Origin of the sequence: Citrobacter sp. CK198, assembly GCF_030333295.1 — a bacterium.
GTDB classification, from domain to species: domain Bacteria; phylum Pseudomonadota; class Gammaproteobacteria; order Enterobacterales; family Enterobacteriaceae; genus Citrobacter_B; species Citrobacter_B koseri.
The window spans coordinates 264887-282454 of sequence record NZ_JAOWGE010000007.1; the positions used below are offsets into that span (position 1 = coordinate 264887).

At 52.8% G+C, this 17568-nt stretch carries 19 protein-coding genes; 14 read left to right on the top strand and 5 right to left on the bottom strand.

Going from position 1 to position 17568, the window contains the following annotated elements:
- Positions 1-8 precede the first annotated feature (8 nt).
- From mreD to csrD, 4 genes are all read right to left on the bottom strand, one after another.
- A complete protein-coding gene (gene mreD / locus OGY62_RS01820; protein WP_012135383.1) occupies positions 9-497 on the bottom strand; it encodes a rod shape-determining protein MreD in 489 nt (162 codons plus the stop codon).
- Positions 497-1516 carry a rod shape-determining protein MreC gene (gene mreC, locus OGY62_RS01825; RefSeq protein WP_049009237.1) on the bottom strand — a complete coding sequence of 340 codons (1020 nt, stop codon included), beginning with the start codon at positions 1514-1516 and terminating at the stop codon, positions 497-499. The genes mreD and mreC overlap by 1 nt, the downstream gene beginning before the upstream one ends.
- Before the next feature lie 64 nt (positions 1517-1580).
- Complete coding sequence (gene mreB / locus OGY62_RS01830) at positions 1581-2624, bottom strand: rod shape-determining protein MreB (RefSeq protein ID WP_000913396.1); 1044 nt, start codon at positions 2622-2624, stop codon at positions 1581-1583.
- A gap of 307 nt (positions 2625-2931) precedes the next feature.
- Positions 2932-4872, bottom strand: a complete 1941-nt coding sequence (gene csrD, locus OGY62_RS01835) for an RNase E specificity factor CsrD (RefSeq protein WP_047460917.1) — start codon at positions 4870-4872, stop codon at positions 2932-2934.
- Positions 4873-5075: 203 nt separating this feature from the next.
- Here csrD and acuI point away from each other — a divergent pair, with 203 nt between their 5' ends.
- The 14 genes from acuI to OGY62_RS01905 all read left to right on the top strand — a co-directional run bounded on the left by acuI (position 5076) and on the right by OGY62_RS01905 (position 16688).
- Positions 5076-6050, top strand: coding sequence for an acrylyl-CoA reductase (NADPH) (gene acuI, locus OGY62_RS01840; RefSeq protein WP_047460914.1), 975 nt, complete (start codon positions 5076-5078; stop codon positions 6048-6050).
- A gap of 77 nt (positions 6051-6127) precedes the next feature.
- Entirely contained in the window at positions 6128-7129 is a 1002-nt protein-coding gene (gene msrP / locus OGY62_RS01845; RefSeq protein WP_502873547.1) for a protein-methionine-sulfoxide reductase catalytic subunit MsrP, read from the top strand.
- Positions 7130-7750, top strand: coding sequence for a protein-methionine-sulfoxide reductase heme-binding subunit MsrQ (gene msrQ, locus OGY62_RS01850; RefSeq protein WP_286458942.1), 621 nt, complete (start codon positions 7130-7132; stop codon positions 7748-7750).
- A gap of 235 nt (positions 7751-7985) precedes the next feature.
- Positions 7986-8438, top strand: a complete 453-nt coding sequence (gene aroQ, locus OGY62_RS01855) for a type II 3-dehydroquinate dehydratase (protein WP_012135390.1) — start codon at positions 7986-7988, stop codon at positions 8436-8438.
- A 22-nt stretch (positions 8439-8460) separates the two neighbouring features.
- Entirely contained in the window at positions 8461-8931 is a 471-nt protein-coding gene (gene accB / locus OGY62_RS01860) for an acetyl-CoA carboxylase biotin carboxyl carrier protein (RefSeq protein WP_012135391.1), read from the top strand.
- Positions 8932-8941: 10 nt separating this feature from the next.
- The gene (gene accC, locus OGY62_RS01865; protein ID WP_012135392.1) at positions 8942-10291 is read left to right on the top strand and encodes an acetyl-CoA carboxylase biotin carboxylase subunit; all 1350 of its coding nucleotides are present in this window, start codon (positions 8942-8944) and stop codon (positions 10289-10291) included.
- 106 nt (positions 10292-10397) lie between these two features.
- Complete coding sequence (locus OGY62_RS01870; RefSeq protein WP_012135393.1) at positions 10398-10640, top strand: YhdT family protein; 243 nt, start codon at positions 10398-10400, stop codon at positions 10638-10640.
- Positions 10630-12081: a sodium/pantothenate symporter gene (gene panF, locus OGY62_RS01875; protein WP_047460907.1), complete on the top strand. Its 1452-nt coding sequence runs from the start codon at positions 10630-10632 to the stop codon at positions 12079-12081. The genes OGY62_RS01870 and panF overlap by 11 nt, the downstream gene beginning before the upstream one ends.
- 11 nt (positions 12082-12092) lie before the next feature.
- Positions 12093-12974 (top strand): 50S ribosomal protein L11 methyltransferase, encoded by an 882-nt coding sequence (prmA, locus tag OGY62_RS01880; RefSeq protein WP_047460904.1) that lies wholly within the window; start codon positions 12093-12095, stop codon positions 12972-12974.
- Positions 12975-13115: 141 nt separating this feature from the next.
- Positions 13116-13892, top strand: a complete 777-nt coding sequence (locus OGY62_RS01885; RefSeq protein ID WP_012135396.1) for a carbonic anhydrase — start codon at positions 13116-13118, stop codon at positions 13890-13892.
- A gap of 292 nt (positions 13893-14184) precedes the next feature.
- A complete protein-coding gene (gene dusB, locus OGY62_RS01890) occupies positions 14185-15150 on the top strand; it encodes a tRNA dihydrouridine synthase DusB (protein ID WP_047460900.1) in 966 nt (321 codons plus the stop codon).
- Positions 15151-15173: 23 nt separating this feature from the next.
- Positions 15174-15470, top strand: coding sequence for a DNA-binding transcriptional regulator Fis (gene fis / locus OGY62_RS01895; protein WP_000462905.1), 297 nt, complete (start codon positions 15174-15176; stop codon positions 15468-15470).
- An 86-nt stretch (positions 15471-15556) separates the two neighbouring features.
- The gene (yhdJ, locus tag OGY62_RS01900) at positions 15557-16441 is read left to right on the top strand and encodes an adenine-specific DNA-methyltransferase (protein ID WP_047460898.1); all 885 of its coding nucleotides are present in this window, start codon (positions 15557-15559) and stop codon (positions 16439-16441) included.
- Positions 16442-16523: 82 nt separating this feature from the next.
- Entirely contained in the window at positions 16524-16688 is a 165-nt protein-coding gene (locus tag OGY62_RS01905) for a DUF2556 family protein (protein ID WP_047460895.1), read from the top strand.
- 52 nt (positions 16689-16740) lie between these two features.
- Here OGY62_RS01905 and envR read toward each other — a convergent pair whose 3' ends face one another.
- Positions 16741-17403, bottom strand: coding sequence for an acrEF/envCD operon transcriptional regulator (gene envR, locus OGY62_RS01910; protein ID WP_286458944.1), 663 nt, complete (start codon positions 17401-17403; stop codon positions 16741-16743).
- Positions 17404-17568: the final 165 nt, after the last annotated feature.

The window sequence follows — 17568 nt, forward strand, 5'->3', positions numbered from 1 at the left end:
AGAAACCTTTACTGCACAGCAAACTGCTGGCGCACTTTGCGCATCAGCAGGAAAAGCCAGGGCCAGAGCACACCGTTTACTACACTACTCCAGAATACTTCCGGTCTGAAAGAGACGTTGATCACTAAAAACTCGGCCCAGAAAACAATAATGTCCACGACCAGTGAGAGCAATATCACCACCAGCGCCTGTTGCCAGAGCGCCAGGTTACGGAATAGCTGGAATTTCAGTGCAACCAGATAAGCAATGATACTCATCGACAAGGCCCGCACGCCAAGCGTGGAGCCGCTGATCAGATCCAGTATGGCACCCATCACAAAACCTGTACCCACATTTACGCGGTGCGGCAGTGCAAGGATCCAGTACAGCAAGATAAGGAGCACCCAGTTTGGCCGGAAAACGATGATGTCATCCGGCCAGGGCATGATTTGCAGCAATAGCGCAATAAGAAACGAGAGCCAGATAACCCAGCGACCCTGGCTACGATAACTTGCCACTATTGCCCCCCCGTTGCGCGCGTAGCCGCCGGTTGTTGAGGCGCGGCAGGCGCGGGGCTAATCCCCGTGGCAGGGTCCGGCATTGGCGCTGGCGGCCCCATCGCATCTGGCGAAGGCAGAACCTGCGGCATCATCTGCATCAGTCGTTCGTTAGCGACGCGATGCACATCTTCCGGCGTCATCGGATTAGCGCCGTTACGATCGGCTCCCCACAGCAGCAGCAGATAACGCAAACGCTGTAAACCCGCAGTCGGACGCGCCTGAATCACGGTGTAAGCACGTTGGGTGTCCAGCTTGACGGACGAAACCACGCCCACCGGATACCCTTCCGGGAAACGGCCGCCCAGACCCGATGTTACCAGCACATCGCCAACGCGAATGTCGGTGTTTGCCGGTAAATGCTCAAGCTGTAAATCGTCCGTGCAGCCGTTACCGGCGGCAATGACGCGGATATCGTTACGCAGCACCTGAATCGGCAACGCATGTGTCGCATCGCAAATAAGCAGAACGCGGCTGGTCAGTTTCGCCACCGCAACGACCTGGCCCACTACGCCTTTGTCGCTGATGACCGGTTGCCCCTCATAGACCCCGTTCACGCTTCCTTTGTCGATCACCACCTGATCGCTGTAAGGATCGTTAACCGTGGAGATGACCTGAGTCACCATTTTTTGTTCGTCCTGACGCAGCGGCGAACCCAGCAGCTCGCGCAAACGCGCGTTCTCCTGTTTGTATTGCCCCAGCATCAGCAATTCGCTGTTTTTCAGCAACAGTTCCTGGCGCAGCGCCCGGTTTTCAAGTTCGAGTTGGTCACGCGAAGCCAGCGTTTGCGACACGCCGTCGAGTAATTCACGGGGACCATTGGAAATAAAGTAGAAAGGGCTGACGGCGGTATCCATGTACGTGCGGATTTGGCTGAACGTCCCCAGGCGGCTGTCGGCTATAATCACGCCGAGCGCCACCAGCACCGCCAGAATAAGGCGAATCTGTAGCGACGGGCCACGGCTAAAAATTGGCTTCATAAGTTTGCGTATTCTCGTATCAGAGTCGGCAGGGTAATCAAACCATCACCCTGCCGGTATCCGATTACTCTTCGCTGAACAGGTCGCCGCCGTGCATATCGATCATTTCCAGCGCCTTGCCGCCGCCGCGCGCCACGCAGGTCAGCGGATCTTCAGCAACAACGACAGGAATGCCGGTTTCTTCCATTAACAGACGATCAAGGTTACGCAGCAGCGCGCCGCCGCCCGTGAGCACCATACCGCGCTCGGAGATATCAGACGCCAGTTCCGGCGGGCACTGTTCCAGCGCAACCATCACCGCGCTCACGATACCGGTCAGCGGCTCCTGCAACGCTTCCAGAATCTCGTTGGAGTTCAGGGTAAAGCCGCGTGGAACGCCTTCCGCCAGGTTACGCCCGCGAACTTCGATTTCACGCACTTCGTCGCCCGGATACGCAGAACCGATTTCGTGTTTGATACGTTCTGCGGTCGCTTCGCCGATCAGAGAACCGTAGTTACGGCGCACGTAATTGATGATCGCTTCGTCGAAGCGGTCGCCGCCAATACGCACAGAAGAAGAGTAAACCACGCCGTTCAGAGAGATAACGGCCACTTCCGTCGTACCGCCACCGATATCGACAACCATTGAACCGGTTGCTTCAGACACCGGCAGACCGGCGCCGATTGCCGCAGCCATCGGTTCTTCGATCAGGAACACTTCACGAGCGCCAGCGCCCTGTGCGGATTCACGAATCGCACGACGCTCTACCTGGGTCGCTCCTACCGGTACACACACCAGCACACGAGGGCTTGGACGCATAAAGCTGTTGCTGTGCACTTGTTTGATGAAGTGCTGGAGCATTTTTTCAGTCACGAAGAAGTCAGCGATAACGCCGTCTTTCATCGGGCGAATAGCAGCGATATTGCCCGGCGTACGACCCAGCATCTGCTTCGCATCATGACCTACTGCGGCCACGCTTTTCGGTGAACCGGCACGATCCTGACGAATGGCCACAACGGAAGGCTCATTCAATACGATGCCTTGTCCTTTTACGTAAATGAGGGTATTCGCAGTACCCAGGTCAATGGACAGGTCATTGGAAAACATGCCACGAAATTTTTTCAACATACTAAGGGATAATCCTGAAAGCTGGGGCGGAAAACAAAATCCGCTTACTTTACCAACCACACGCAGCAGCGACAAGGCGCAAAAATCATCTGCTACGGTGAAAATTAGCGCAGTACGTTTCCTTTGTTACAAATCTCTGTCTGGGTCCATCAGAACTGAATACATCAGCAGCAATCCTGGCCTTCATTTGCAACCTGTAAAAGGTCGTTTACCTGCATATTTGCTGCAACAATCTGGCGAGCAGACAAGCACACCCCCATGAGGCACAGCGCGCGTTATTCTACGTGAAAACAAATTAAACGGCAGGTTAAACCGAGTATCTTTGCGAATATTTTTTCACGTTGGTGTCAAGTGGTTGGGAGGAGGCAAAAAAATCCCCCTGTCCGCCCGCCACTCCGCGCCCCGTCAGCGTATGCCACTCGCTACGCGAACGGACGCCTGTCGCGTAAACCTGCGTATGCGTTCCCGTGCAGGCTTCCACCAGGCTCTGTACCAGCAACTGGTTTTCCGTTCGTTTCTCAATGTTTCTTACCAGACTCGGATGAAGTTTCAGTAATTCCACATTAAGTTCTTTAATCCAGCTGGTACTCACCAGCGTCAAACCCGCCTGTGTCACCGCGATCCGAACGCCAAGCGCATTCATTAAACGAATAACAGGCTGTAACCGACTGATGTGTTGACAAACATCTGCCTCGGCAAGTTCAAAAATAATACGTTTTCGCTGCGATTTTTCGCACTGCATCAACGTATCACGCAGCCAGCGCTGAAACCGTGGGCGGATCAACGATTCTACCGTTACCTGCATCGCCAGATTTTCCTCCGGCCAGTATTTCAGCAGCGGGATCAAACGGCTAATTTGCAAGCGGTCATACTCTTCCGATAAACCGAACTGCAATACCATCGGCATGTATTCCGCCGAAATCACCTCTTCGGCGCCGTCAAAGATACGGCACATCAGCTCCCGGTGGTGTACGCGTCCTTCACGCATTACCGCCGGTTTCTGATAAATCCGCGGCCCGCCCCGGCTGAGCATCTGCTCAATAAGGGTGCGCCAGCGTACATTGCCACGGCCTTTTTCCGGCAGCGAATCGTCATACACCGCCCAACTGTTCCCTCCCTGCAACACGGCATTTCGGGTCGCGGCTTCGGCATGTTCCATCACCTGCTCCGTCGACTGACCGCTACGCCATGCGCAAATGCCGATATGTACCATATCGTCACGATCGAGCTTTTTATTAACCGGTAATGCATCTACCGCTTTTAATAACTGCCCGGCGATACTCTCCGCTTCTTTCAATGTGCGGTGCGGCAACAGGACAGCAAAGTCGCTGCGGTGGTAGCGCGCCAGCAGCGAACCCGGGTAGCGCATAATAAATGTCGACAGCAGATTAATCAGCGCAAACAGCTGTTCTTCCGCGAGATCGCGCCCCCAGCTGTCGTGAAGCAGGTTAAAGTCTGGCAGGCGGATCATCATCACCACGCCATGCGATCCCACTTTTTCCTGATCTTCCAGCAGCGTCGCCAGTTGGTTATCAAAAAACAGGCGATTGCCCAGCCCGGTTTTGACATCCTGCGCCGCATAAGAACGGATAAGCGTATCCAGACGGCTGCGCTGTTCGCTGGCAAACTGAATTTCAGACAGCAGCATATCCAACGCGCTGCTGGTGCGCGCGGGCCATTCATAGACCGACCCTCGCGCATTCGGCCCGCGTTCGCCGTTCAGAATACGCGTTGCACGAATTTCCAGCAGCTCCTGCCCGGACAGCTGGCGCTGTAGCCAGCGTACCGATAAGAACAGGATGAGAACGATAAAGCCGATCGCCAGCGTGAGCGGCGCGGTGGTCACGAGCGAGTGAAAATAGTTGCCCATCGGGTCCTGAAACACCACATGCAGCGAGGTGCCGGGATGTTTTACCAGCGGAATCGTCAGCTCACGATACAGGTTGTTGCTTCCCGCCGGCCGATAGCTGCTGTTGCGCGAATGGCTATACACCTGGCGGCCATCCTGCAACAAATCGACGCGCACGATATCGACCGATACCATCAGTTCATTAATCTGCGGCGTCAGCGTGACAAAATCAGAGGAGACAAGATGCGTGTCAATAGCGGTGGCGACCGCCTGAATGCGGCTGGTGAATTTATTCTCGATGGCATTGTAAAAACTCAGCGAGCAGCCGATGAGCGTAACGAAGATCGTTAACCCGGTAAGCAGCGTGACAAAGGCTGAGAATTTCGTCGTTAATCGCATCCGTGTGTTAACTCCGACAGTTATAAACGACATGAAAGAGCAACTCTGAACGCGAAGTCCGTTAAATTGCACAGCTAAGCGGGCATACTACCAAATCAGGTCTATCTGGCAATTTATTGCGTTGAATCGGCATCACGTTTTGATTAGCGAGTATAGTCTTCATAAATATTTTTCCAATCCACTATGCAAATTGAGGACAGGTTATGCAGGCTTTGATCTTAGAACAGCAGGACGGTAAAACCCTTGCTTCCGTTCAGACCCTTGAAGAAAGTCGGCTACCGGAAGGGGATGTAACGGTAGATGTCCACTGGTCCAGCCTGAACTATAAAGATGCTCTGGCCATCACCGGGAAAGGGAAAATCATCCGTAACTTTCCGATGATTCCTGGCATCGATTTCGCCGGAACCGTACGCGCCAGTGAAGATCCCCGCTTCCATGCCGGTCAGGAAGTTTTACTGACCGGCTGGGGCGTAGGCGAAAACCACTGGGGCGGTCTGGCTGAGCGCGCCCGCGTAAAAGGCGACTGGCTGGTTGCTCTCCCGAAAGGTCTTGATAGCCGAAATGCGATGATTATCGGCACCGCCGGTTTTACCGCCATGCTGTGCGTGATGGCGCTGGAAGACGCGGGCATTCGCCCTGAAGATGGCGAGATTGTCGTGACCGGCGCCAGCGGCGGCGTGGGCAGCACTGCCGTTGCGTTGCTGCATAAGCTGGGCTACCAGGTTGTGGCCGTGTCAGGACGCGAAAGCACCCACGACTACCTGCGTAGCCTGGGTGCCAACCGCATTCTGGGGCGCGATGAGTTTGCCGAATCCCGCCCGCTGGAGAAACAACTCTGGGCCGGGGCCATCGACACCGTTGGCGATAAAGTGCTGGCGAAAGTGCTGGCGCAGATGAACTACGGCGGCTGCGTTGCGGCCTGTGGTCTGGCGGGCGGCTTCGCGCTCCCCACCACGGTCATGCCGTTTATTCTGCGTAATGTCCGCTTGCAGGGCGTGGATTCCGTGATGACTCCGCCTGCCCGCCGCGCAGAAGCCTGGAAACGCCTGGTCAACGACCTGCCAGCCTCTTTCTATGCGCAGGCTGCAACAGAAATCACGCTGGCAGACGCGCCAAAATTCGCCGATGCCATCATCAATAACCAGGCACAGGGCCGTACGCTGGTGAAGATTGCCTAATCTTCAAATTTTCGTGACATATTCGCGTTAACGTTTCGCCTCCGTCATGCTTAAAAAAACGCATGACGGAGGATGCTATGAAAATGAAAAAACTGACGGAAGCCGACGTAACTGCGGAGTCCGTTTTTATGTTGCAGCGCCGCCAGGTACTGAAAGCTTTAGGTATCAGCGCGGCCGCCCTTTCTCTGCCCGCCACCGCCCAGGCCGACCTGCTGAGCTGGTTTAAAGGCAACGATCGTCCCCCTGCGCCTGCCGGTAAGCCGCTTGATTTCAGCAAACCCGCCACCTGGCAAAACGACCTCCCGTTAACGCCGGAAAACAAAGTCACCGGTTATAATAATTTCTATGAATTCGGCCTCGATAAAGCAGACCCGGCCGCCAACGCGGGTAGCCTGAAAACCGATCCCTGGACGTTGAAAATTAGCGGCGAAGTGGCAAAACCCCTAACGCTCGATCACGATGCGCTCACGACGCGTTTCCCGCTGGAAGAGCGAATCTATCGTATGCGCTGCGTTGAGGCATGGTCGATGGTGGTTCCCTGGATTGGCTTCCCCTTACATAAACTGCTCGCACTGGTCGAACCCACCAGCAATGCTAACTATGTGGCGTTCGAAACGATCTACGCGCCCGATGATATGCCGGGACAAAAAGACCGCTTTATCGGCGGCGGGCTAAAATACCCTTACGTCGAAGGATTGCGTCTGGACGAGGCAATGCACCCGCTCACGCTGCTGACTGTCGGCGTCTATGGTAAAGCGCTGCCGCCGCAAAACGGCGCGCCCATCCGTCTGACGGTGCCGTGGAAATACGGGTTCAAGGGGATTAAATCGATCGTCAGTATTAAACTGACCCGCGAACGCCCGCCGACCACCTGGAATCTGGCCGCGCCAAACGAATACGGATTTTACGCCAACGTGAATCCGCACGTTGATCATCCGCGCTGGTCACAGGCGACCGAGCGTTTTATTGGCGCGGGCGGCATTCTGGATGTACAAAGACAGCCGACGCTGCTGTTTAACGGCTATGCCAGTGAAGTGGCGTCTTTATATCGCGGTCTGGATCTGCGGGAGAATTTCTAAGTGCGTCTGACACAAAAACAGATCGTCTGGCTAAAAGTACTGCTGCATCTTGCCGGATTATTACCGTTTCTCTGGCTCGTCTGGGCGGTGAATCAGGGAGGGCTCAGCGCCGATCCGGTCAAAGATATTCAACACTTTACCGGTAGGACAGCGCTGAAATTCTTGCTCGCTACCTTGCTGGTTTCACCGCTGGCGCGCTACGCTAAACAGCCATTATTGATCCGCACCCGCCGCTTGTTAGGGTTATGGTGCTTCGCCTGGGCCACGCTGCATTTAACCAGCTATGCGCTACTTGAACTGGGCATAAATAATCTGGCGCTGCTGGGCCAGGAGTTAATCACTCGTCCTTATTTAACGTTGGGTATTATCAGTTGGTTCATTTTATTCGCCCTTACGTTGACCTCCACGCAGGCGGCGCAACGAAAACTGGGGAAACGCTGGCAACATTTGCATAACTTCGTTTATCTTGTCGCGATTCTGGCTCCCATTCATTATCTGTGGTCGGTAAAAATTTTATCGCCGCAGCCGGTCATTTATGTCCTGCTGGCGCTGGCGCTTTTAGCCTGGCGCTACAAGACATTTCGCCAGTGGTGGCGGTCGTTTGCGGGCAAAATGCTGTAACGCCTCCGTTATGTGCGGTTTGTTGCAAAACCAGGACTCGCCTTGGGTCTTTGCGTGTTAGCAGTTGATAATCTTCCCTGATAAGACCAGTATTTAGCTGCCAAATGCTACGAAATCGTTATAATGTGCGACCTTGGTTTCCCGGACAGGGTTTTTAAGCCGCTGAAAGGGTGACAATCGCGCATCAAAGGTATATTTTGTTTTTTACCGGAGAATCGCAGGAGATAGCTGCACGATGGCCGACAAATTACACATTTTGCTTTTAAACGGTCCGAACCTTAATATGCTCGGCACCCGTGAACCCGATAAGTACGGCACCCTGACATTAACGGAAATTGTTAACCGTTTGAATGCAGAGGCCGACGCGCTGAATGTGACGCTGGATCATTTGCAGTCTAACGCGGAGTACGCACTCATCGACCGTATTCATCAGGCTAAAGACACTGTGGACTATATCCTGATTAATCCGGCCGCGTTTACGCACACCAGTGTTGCGATTCGCGATGCGCTGCTCGCGGTGAGCATCCCGTTTATCGAGATTCACCTGAGCAACGTACATGCGCGGGAACCGTTTCGCCAGCATTCGTATCTTTCCGATATTGCGGCTGGCGTTATTTGCGGATTCGGCGCTGACGGTTACTCATACGCTTTACAGACGGCGGTAAAACGCCTGTCACAATCACACTAAACAAAGAGTACGGAACCCACTCATGGATATTCGTAAGATTAAAAAACTGATCGAGCTGGTTGAAGAATCAGGCATCTCCGAACTGGAAATTTCTGAAGGCGAAGAGTCTGTGCGCATCAGCCGCACCGCGCCAAACGCAGGTTTTCCAGTGATGCAACAAGCTTATGCTGCGCCAATGCAGCAGCCAGCTCTGTCTAACGCTGTCGCTCCGGCGGCTGTTCCAGCAATGGAAGCGCCTGCTGCATCAGCGGAAATCAGTGGTCACATCGTACGTTCCCCAATGGTTGGTACTTTCTACCGCACCCCGAGCCCGGATGCGAAAGCATTCGTCGAAGTCGGTCAGAAAGTTAACGCGGGCGATACCCTGTGCATCGTTGAAGCCATGAAAATGATGAACCAGATCGAAGCCGATAAATCCGGCGTGGTGAAAGCAATTCTGGTCGAAAGTGGTCAACCGGTAGAATTTGACGAGCCGCTGGTCGTCATCGAATAACGAGGCGAACATGCTGGATAAAATTGTCATCGCCAACCGTGGCGAGATTGCACTACGTATTCTTCGTGCCTGTAAGGAACTGGGTATCAAGACCGTGGCTGTGCACTCAAGCGCGGATCGCGATTTAAAACACGTATTGCTGGCGGATGAGACGGTCTGTATTGGCCCGGCTCCGTCCGTAAAAAGCTATCTGAACATCCCGGCTATCATCAGCGCCGCTGAAATCACCGGCGCGGTGGCAATCCATCCGGGTTACGGCTTCTTGTCTGAGAACGCCAACTTCGCTGAGCAGGTTGAACGCTCCGGCTTTATCTTCATTGGCCCGAAGGCCGACACCATCCGCCTGATGGGCGATAAAGTGTCTGCAATCAGCGCAATGAAACAGGCTGGCGTTCCATGCGTACCGGGTTCTGACGGCCCGTTGGGCGACGATATGGATAAAAACCGCGCCATTGCAAAACGCATCGGCTACCCGGTTATTATCAAAGCGTCCGGCGGCGGCGGCGGTCGCGGCATGCGCGTTGTGCGCGGCGATGCCGAACTGGCGCAATCCATTTCCATGACCAAAGCGGAAGCGAAAGCAGCCTTCAGCAATGACATGGTGTACATGGAAAAATACCTGGAAAACCCACGCCACATCGAAATTCAGGTGTTGGCTGACGGTCAGGGTAACGCTATCTATCTGGCAGAACGTGACTGCTCCATGCAGCGTCGTCACCAGAAAGTGGTCGAAGAAGCGCCAGCGCCGGGCATTACCCCGGAACTGCGTCGTTACATCGGCGAGCGTTGCTCCAAAGCGTGTGTCGATATCGGCTATCGCGGAGCAGGTACGTTTGAGTTCCTGTTCGAAAACGGCGAGTTCTATTTCATCGAAATGAACACCCGTATTCAGGTAGAACACCCGGTTACTGAAATGATCACCGGCGTTGACCTGATCAAAGAACAGCTGCGTATCGCTGCGGGCCAGCCGCTGTCCATCAAGCAGGAAGAAGTTGTGGTGAAAGGCCATGCGGTAGAATGCCGTATCAACGCTGAAGACCCGAACACCTTCCTGCCAAGCCCGGGTAAAATCACGCGCTTCCACGCGCCGGGCGGCTTTGGCGTACGCTGGGAGTCCCATATCTACGCGGGTTACACCGTACCGCCGTACTATGACTCCATGATCGGCAAGCTGATCTGCTACGGTGAAAACCGTGACGTGGCGATTGCCCGTATGAAAAACGCATTGCAGGAACTGATCATTGATGGCATCAAAACCAACATTGACCTGCAAACCCGCATCATGAACGACGAGCACTTCCAGCACGGTGGCACCAACATCCACTATCTGGAGAAGAAACTCGGTCTTCAGGAAAAATAAGCATGCGTTAACTGAAAAAGGCCGGTTTTCCGGCCTTTTGTTTTTTTCCCTCCGGTACATCCCATAAGGTACAATCCCCGCTTTCTTCATCCACAAGGGACAAAAAATGGACACGCGTTTTGTTCAGGCCAACAAAGAGGCGCGTTGGGCGCTGTGGCTGACCCTTCTGTATCTGGCTGCGTGGTTGGTGACTGCTTACTTACCAGGCGCGGCACCCGGCATAACGGGCCTTCCACACTGGTTTGAAATGGCCTGCCTGCTGACGCCGCTTGTTTTCATTTTACTGTGCTGGGCTATGGTGAAATTTATCTATCGCGACATTCCTCTGGAGGACGATGATGCAGCTTGAAGTCATTCTGCCGCTTATCGCCTATCTGCTGGTGGTGTTTGGTCTGTCGGTCTATGCCATGCGAAAAAGGACGACGGGCACCTTCCTGAATGAGTATTTCCTCGGTAGCCGTTCGATGGGCGGAATTGTATTGGCGATGACGCTGACCGCCACCTACATCAGCGCCAGCTCATTTATCGGCGGCCCGGGCGCGGCCTATAAATACGGCCTGGGCTGGGTATTGCTGGCGATGATCCAGTTACCCGCCGTCTGGCTCTCGCTGGGTATTCTGGGTAAGAAGTTCGCTATTCTGGCGCGGCGCTACAACGCCGTCACCCTTAACGATATGCTGTTTGCCCGCTATCAAAGCCGTCTGCTGGTCTGGCTGGCAAGCCTCAGCCTGCTGGTGGCTTTCGTCGGGGCGATGACCGTACAGTTTATTGGTGGCGCGCGTCTGCTTGAGACCGCAGCGGGCATCCCCTACGAAACAGGGCTGTTAATCTTTGGCGTCAGCATCGCGTTGTATACCGCATTTGGCGGTTTTCGCGCCAGCGTGCTCAACGATACGATGCAGGGCATGGTCATGCTGATTGGCACCATCGTCCTGTTGGTCGGCGTGGTTCATGCGGCAGGCGGCCTCGGACACGCGGTCGAAACCCTGCAAACGATCGACCCGAAACTGGTGACGCCGCAGGGCGCGGATGACATTCTGTCACCGACCTTTATGACCTCATTCTGGGTGCTGGTGTGCTTTGGCGTGATCGGCCTGCCGCATACTGCCGTGCGTTGCATCTCCTATAAAGACAGTAAAGCGGTGCATCGCGGCATTATCATCGGCACGATTGTGGTGGCGATCCTGATGTTCGGTATGCACCTGGCGGGCGCGCTGGGACGGGCGGTGATTCCTGACCTGACCGTACCGGACCTGGTCATTCCAACGCTGATGGTTAAGGTTCTGCCGCCGATTGCCGCCGGCATCTTTCTCGCCGCGCCGATGGCGGCCATTATGTCGACAATCAATGCCCAGTTGCTGCAAAGTTCCGCTACGATCATTAAAGATCTCTATCTGAATATTCGCCCGGAGCAAATGCATAACGAAACTCGCCTGAAGCGGATGTCAGCCATCATCACGCTGCTGTTAGGCGCGCTGCTGCTGCTCGCAGCCTGGAAACCGCCGGAAATGATTATCTGGCTTAACCTGCTGGCTTTCGGCGGCCTGGAAGCGGTGTTCTTATGGCCGCTGGTGCTGGGCCTGTACTGGGAGCGTGCAAACGCGACAGGCGCGCTAAGCGCCATGATCATTGGCGGCGTGTTGTATGCCGTGCTCGCCACCTTTAACGTTCAGTACCTGGGCTTTCACCCCATCGTGCCCTCGCTACTGCTCAGTTTATTGGCTTTTCTGGCCGGAAACCGTTTTGGTTCATCTGCCCAGCAAGCCACCTTATTGACTACTGATAAATAAAGAGTTTTGCCATGCCGTGGATCCAACTGAAACTGAATACGACCGGTACGAACGCCGAAGAACTTAGCGATGCGCTGGTGGAAACCGGCGCGGTCTCTGTGACCTTCCAGGACACGCACGACACGCCGGTATTTGAGCCGCTGCCAGGTGAAACGCGTCTGTGGGGCGATACCGACGTTATCGGCCTGTTCGATGCCGAAACCGACATGAAAGAGGTGGTGGCAATCCTTGAGCATCATCCGCTGCTGGGCGCGGGTTTCGCGCATAAGATTGAGCAACTGGAAGATAAAGACTGGGAACGCGAATGGATGGACAACTTTCACCCGATGCGCTTTGGCGAGCGTCTGTGGATTTGCCCGAGCTGGCGCGATGTACCGGATGAGAACGCCGTCAACGTCATGCTGGACCCGGGTCTGGCCTTCGGTACCGGCACGCATCCCACCACATCCCTCTGCCTGCAATGGCTCGACGGGCTTGATCTGAACGGTAAGACGGTGATCGACTTTGGCTGCGGTTCCGGCATCCTGGCGATTGCCGCATTAAAACTGGGCGCAGCGAAAGCTATCGGGATCGATATCGATCCGCAGGCGATCCAGGCCAGCCGTGATAACGCAGAGCGCAACGGCGTATCTGAGCGTCTGGAGCTCTATCTCCCCAAAGACCAGCCAGAAGCCATGAAAGCCGATGTGGTGGTCGCTAACATCCTGGCTGGCCCATTACGTGAACTGGCCCCGTTAATCAGCGTACTGCCCGTTGAGGGCGGTTTACTGGGGCTTTCCGGCATCCTGGCCAGCCAGGCGGAAAGCGTATGCGAAGCCTATACCGAACTCTTTACGCTCGACCCGGTGGTAGAGAAAGAAGAGTGGTGCCGCATTACCGGTCGTAAAAAATAATCAGTCCTTTCCGGCGTGGTCATCTGGCCACGCCTTTTTCACACGATTCACTTTCCTCTCCTGCTCGTCACCGATACAATATTCTTTATAATTGATTGATTTACATAATGTTATGTTGTTTTCAATTCATCGGGTAAATGCATGAAGTTAATTTCTTTGACCACTGCCTTTCTGGCAATCTGTATGATGCCCGTTTCCGTTTCGGCAACTGACTGGAGCTATGAAGGCGACACCTCTCCCGCGCACTGGGGTGAAATCAATAAAGCATACAAACTGTGCCAGACCGGGATGAGCCAGTCCCCTGTTGATATTCTCACCACGAATGAAATCCAGCTCCCGCCGCTTAACGTACAGTACATCGATCGCGCCGACATGCTCCTGAACGTTAACCACACTCTTCAGGTAACAATGAACCCCTATTCTTCTGCTTCCGCTCAGATTGACGATCAGCCTTATGCTTTAGCAGAATTTCATTTTCATGCCCCAAGTGAAAATACCATCAATGGTAAACACTATGCGATGGAGCTGCACCTGACGCACAAAAACCAGGAAGGTGAGATTGCCGTCGTTGCCGTCATGTTTGATATCGGTGAGCCAAATGAGGCAATTGAACGTTTATGGCAATCCATCCCGGCAACCCCGGGCGACAGCATACCGCTGCTTTCCCCCGTCGATATCAATTTGCTGTTGCCGGAAGACAGAACCTACTGGCGCTTTAGCGGCTCATTAACGACGCCTCCCTGTAGCGAAGGCGTAACCTGGATTGTCCTGAAACAGCCTATGACGCTTTCTGCCGGTCAACTGGAAAAATTTCGCCATACAATACACCCTGCCAACAATCGCCCTGTCCAGCCTTTGAATGGCCGCGTCATTAACGAATGGTCGATACCGACGCTTCGCGATCCTGTCCTGAAATGAGGCGGCGATCACACTATGAAACGATAATCTGCTGGTTAAATCAGCAGATTATGTTGTCCAGCCGTCAGCCATAGAAGAAAAAATGAGAAGTTACGCAAAATTGTAAGCGTATAAAAATTCGGCCTCATTTTATAACGCAATGATTTATAAAGTTAATTAATTCTCATCATTCATCTTAACTGCGATTCTTTGATCCACCTCAGAGGATTGGTCAAAGTTTGGCCTTTCATCTCGTGCAAAAAATGCGTAATATACGCCGCCTTGCAGTCACAGTATGGTCATTTCTTAACTCATGCGCATCGGACAATACCAGCTTAGAAATCGCCTGATCGCAGCGCCCATGGCTGGCATTACTGACAGACCTTTTCGGACGCTGTGCTATGAGATGGGAGCAGGATTGACGGTATCCGAGATGATGTCTTCTAACCCGCAGGTTTGGGAAAGCGACAAATCTCGTTTACGGATGGTGCACGTTGATGAGCCAGGCGTTCGCACGGTGCAAATCGCCGGTAGCGACCCTGTTGAGATGGCCGATGCCGCACGTATTAACGTGGAAAGCGGCGCCCAGATTATTGATATCAATATGGGGTGTCCGGCTAAAAAAGTGAATCGCAAGCTCGCAGGTTCAGCCCTCTTGCAGTACCCGGATTTAGTGAAGTCGATACTAACCGAGGTCGTGAGTGCAGTGGACGTTCCTGTCACCCTGAAGATTCGCACCGGCTGGGCCCCGGAACACCGTAACTGCGTAGAGATTGCCCAACTGGCTGAAGACTGTGGCATTCAGGCTCTGACCATTCATGGACGCACCCGCGCCTGTTTGTTCAATGGAGATGCTGAATACGACAGTATTCGGGCAGTTAAGCAGAAAGTTTCCATTCCGATTATCGCGAATGGCGACATTACTGACCCGCATAAAGCCAGAGCTGTGCTCAACTATACGGGGGCGGATGCCCTGATGATAGGCCGCGCAGCTCAGGGAAGACCCTGGATCTTTCGGGAAATCCAGCATTATCTGGACACTGGGGAGTTGCTACCCCCCCTGCCTTTGGCAGAGGTTAAGCGCTTGCTTTGCGCGCATGTTCGGGAACTGCATGACTTTTATGGCCAGGCAAAAGGGTACCGAATTGCACGTAAACACGTCTCCTGGTATCTCCAGGAGCACGCTCCAAATGACCAGTTTCGGCGCACATTCAACGCCATTGAGGATGCCAGCGAACAGCTGGAGGCGTTGGAGGCATACTTCGAAAATTTTGCGTAATGAAATAAAGAGCTGACAGAACTATGTTCGAACAACGCGTAAATTCTGACGTACTGACCGTTTCTACCGTTAACTCTCAGGATCAGGTGACTCAAAAGCCCCTGCGTGACTCGGTTAAACAGGCACTGAAGAACTATTTTGCTCAACTGAACGGTCAGGATGTTAATGACCTCTATGAGCTGGTACTGGCTGAAGTAGAACAGCCCCTGTTGGACATGGTGATGCAATACACCCGTGGTAACCAGACCCGTGCTGCCCTGATGATGGGCATCAACCGTGGTACGCTGCGTAAAAAATTGAAAAAATACGGCATGAACTAATTTCGATTAGCTAATTGCTTGTTTAAAAAGGCGCTACTCGGCATGGGGAAGCGCCTTTTTTATTCGCGTCAGACAGGAGTTTGTTCATGAATGTCGGATTTGAGCCGCAATATTTTGGCGATGAATCGAAGAAGATCATTCACGGTGATGCGCTTTCAGAATTGAAAAAACTGCCCCCGGAAAGTGCCGATTTAATTTTTGCCGACCCGCCCTACAACATCGGAAAAAATTTTGACGGTCTGGTGGAGTCCTGGGACGAAGAGACCTTTTTGGCCTGGCTGTTTGAATGCATTGATGAGTGCCATCGGGTGCTGAAAAAACACGGCACGATGTACATCATGAACAGCACAGAGAACATGCCCTATCTCGACCTCAAATGCAGGAAACTGTTCGATATCAAAAGCCGCATCATATGGTCGTACGACAGCTCAGGCGTGCAGGCCAAAAAGTATTTTGGCTCAATGTATGAACCCATTCTGATGATGGTAAAAGATGCGAAGAACTATACGTTTAATCGTGATGACATCCTGGTTGAAACCAAAACCGGCGCAAAAAGAGCGTTGATCGATTACCGCAAAAATCCGCCCCAGCCCTACAACACGCAAAAAGTCCCCGGAAACGTCTGGGATTTTCCCCGCGTCCGCTACTTAATGGATGAGTATGAGAACCATCCCACGCAAAAACCCAGAGCGCTGTTGAGCCGGATCATCCTGGCCTCCTCAAACCCGGGCGACACGGTGTTAGATCCCTTCGCCGGAAGCTTCACGACGGGCGCCGTAGCCGTGGAAACCGGACGAAAATTTGTCGGCATCGAAATCAACAATGAATACGTAAAAATGGGCATCAGAAGGCTGAACGTCACCTCTCACTATGCGGAAAACGAGCTGGCAAAGGTGAAAAAGCGCAAGACAACAAACCTGTCCAAAAAGAGCCGAATGACCGAAATGACGGATACGTCTCAGGTGAAGTAAAAGCATTGTAAGTCTGCTTTTCTGCCGCGTTATTTCGTGTATATTCCTTGCACGCTTGGGCATGAATACACAGGATTTGGCAATGATTCGTAAGTATTGGTGGCTGGTTGTTTTCGCAGTCTCCGTTTTCCTTTTTGACGCATTACTCATGCAGTGGATCGAACTGATGACAACGGAATACGATAAATGCCGCAACATGAATTCGGTTAACCCGCTCAAACTCGTCAACTGCGCCGACCTTGAGTAGCACGCCAGCCAATTCTATGCAAATTATGCCGACGCACAGTTGGGGATAACCGTTACGCTTCCCCGATCGGGTTATTATTCTGCGTTAATACCATCACATTGCCATTCGGAACTAACATTTTTAATACATTATCCACTAATTGTGGCGCCTGCTTATAGAGATCATAAGTGGAAGGATTCATTAACCAGTTCTTTACAATCCCGCTAAAACTGCCATGAAGCACAATTAAATTAACTTCGACATCAAGACCGGTCGCAATCAGTCCTTTATTCATACATTGCTGTAATGCTTCACGCATTATCTGATAACTGAAACCTATTTTTTCCCGAATATCCTGCTCTGATATCATATCATTATGAAATTCACATTTATGATATAAAATCTGCATCAATGACTGTTGTCGGGGCACCTCAGCAATATATTGCAAAGCGGCAATCAGTTTTTCACGCAAATTCTGTAGCGGATTATCGCCCCCACACGTTGTTAACCTGTCCTGAATGAGATCGCGTAGCGGCGGTTGCTGACCCCATACCTCATTAAACAACTGCGTCTTGTTCTCAAAATGCCAATAGATAGCGCCCCGCGTAACATTCGCAGCGTCTGCAATGTCGTTTAGCGTGGTGCTGCCGACCCCGTGCAAGGCGAACTGTACGATCGCTGTTTCAATCAAGTGTTGTCGGGTTCTAAGGGCGTCCGCTTTTGTTTTCCTGGCCATAATGAAGTGTGTCTGAAATCGAAGGATGACAGTAAATACTGTTCAGGGATAACGCGCAAATGTATCACTTCATTTTTATTTAAACGAGAGTCCTCGTGTATTATTACGCACAATACATCCAAATAAATAATAAAGACAAATGAATCAAATAAAATCATTCACCAA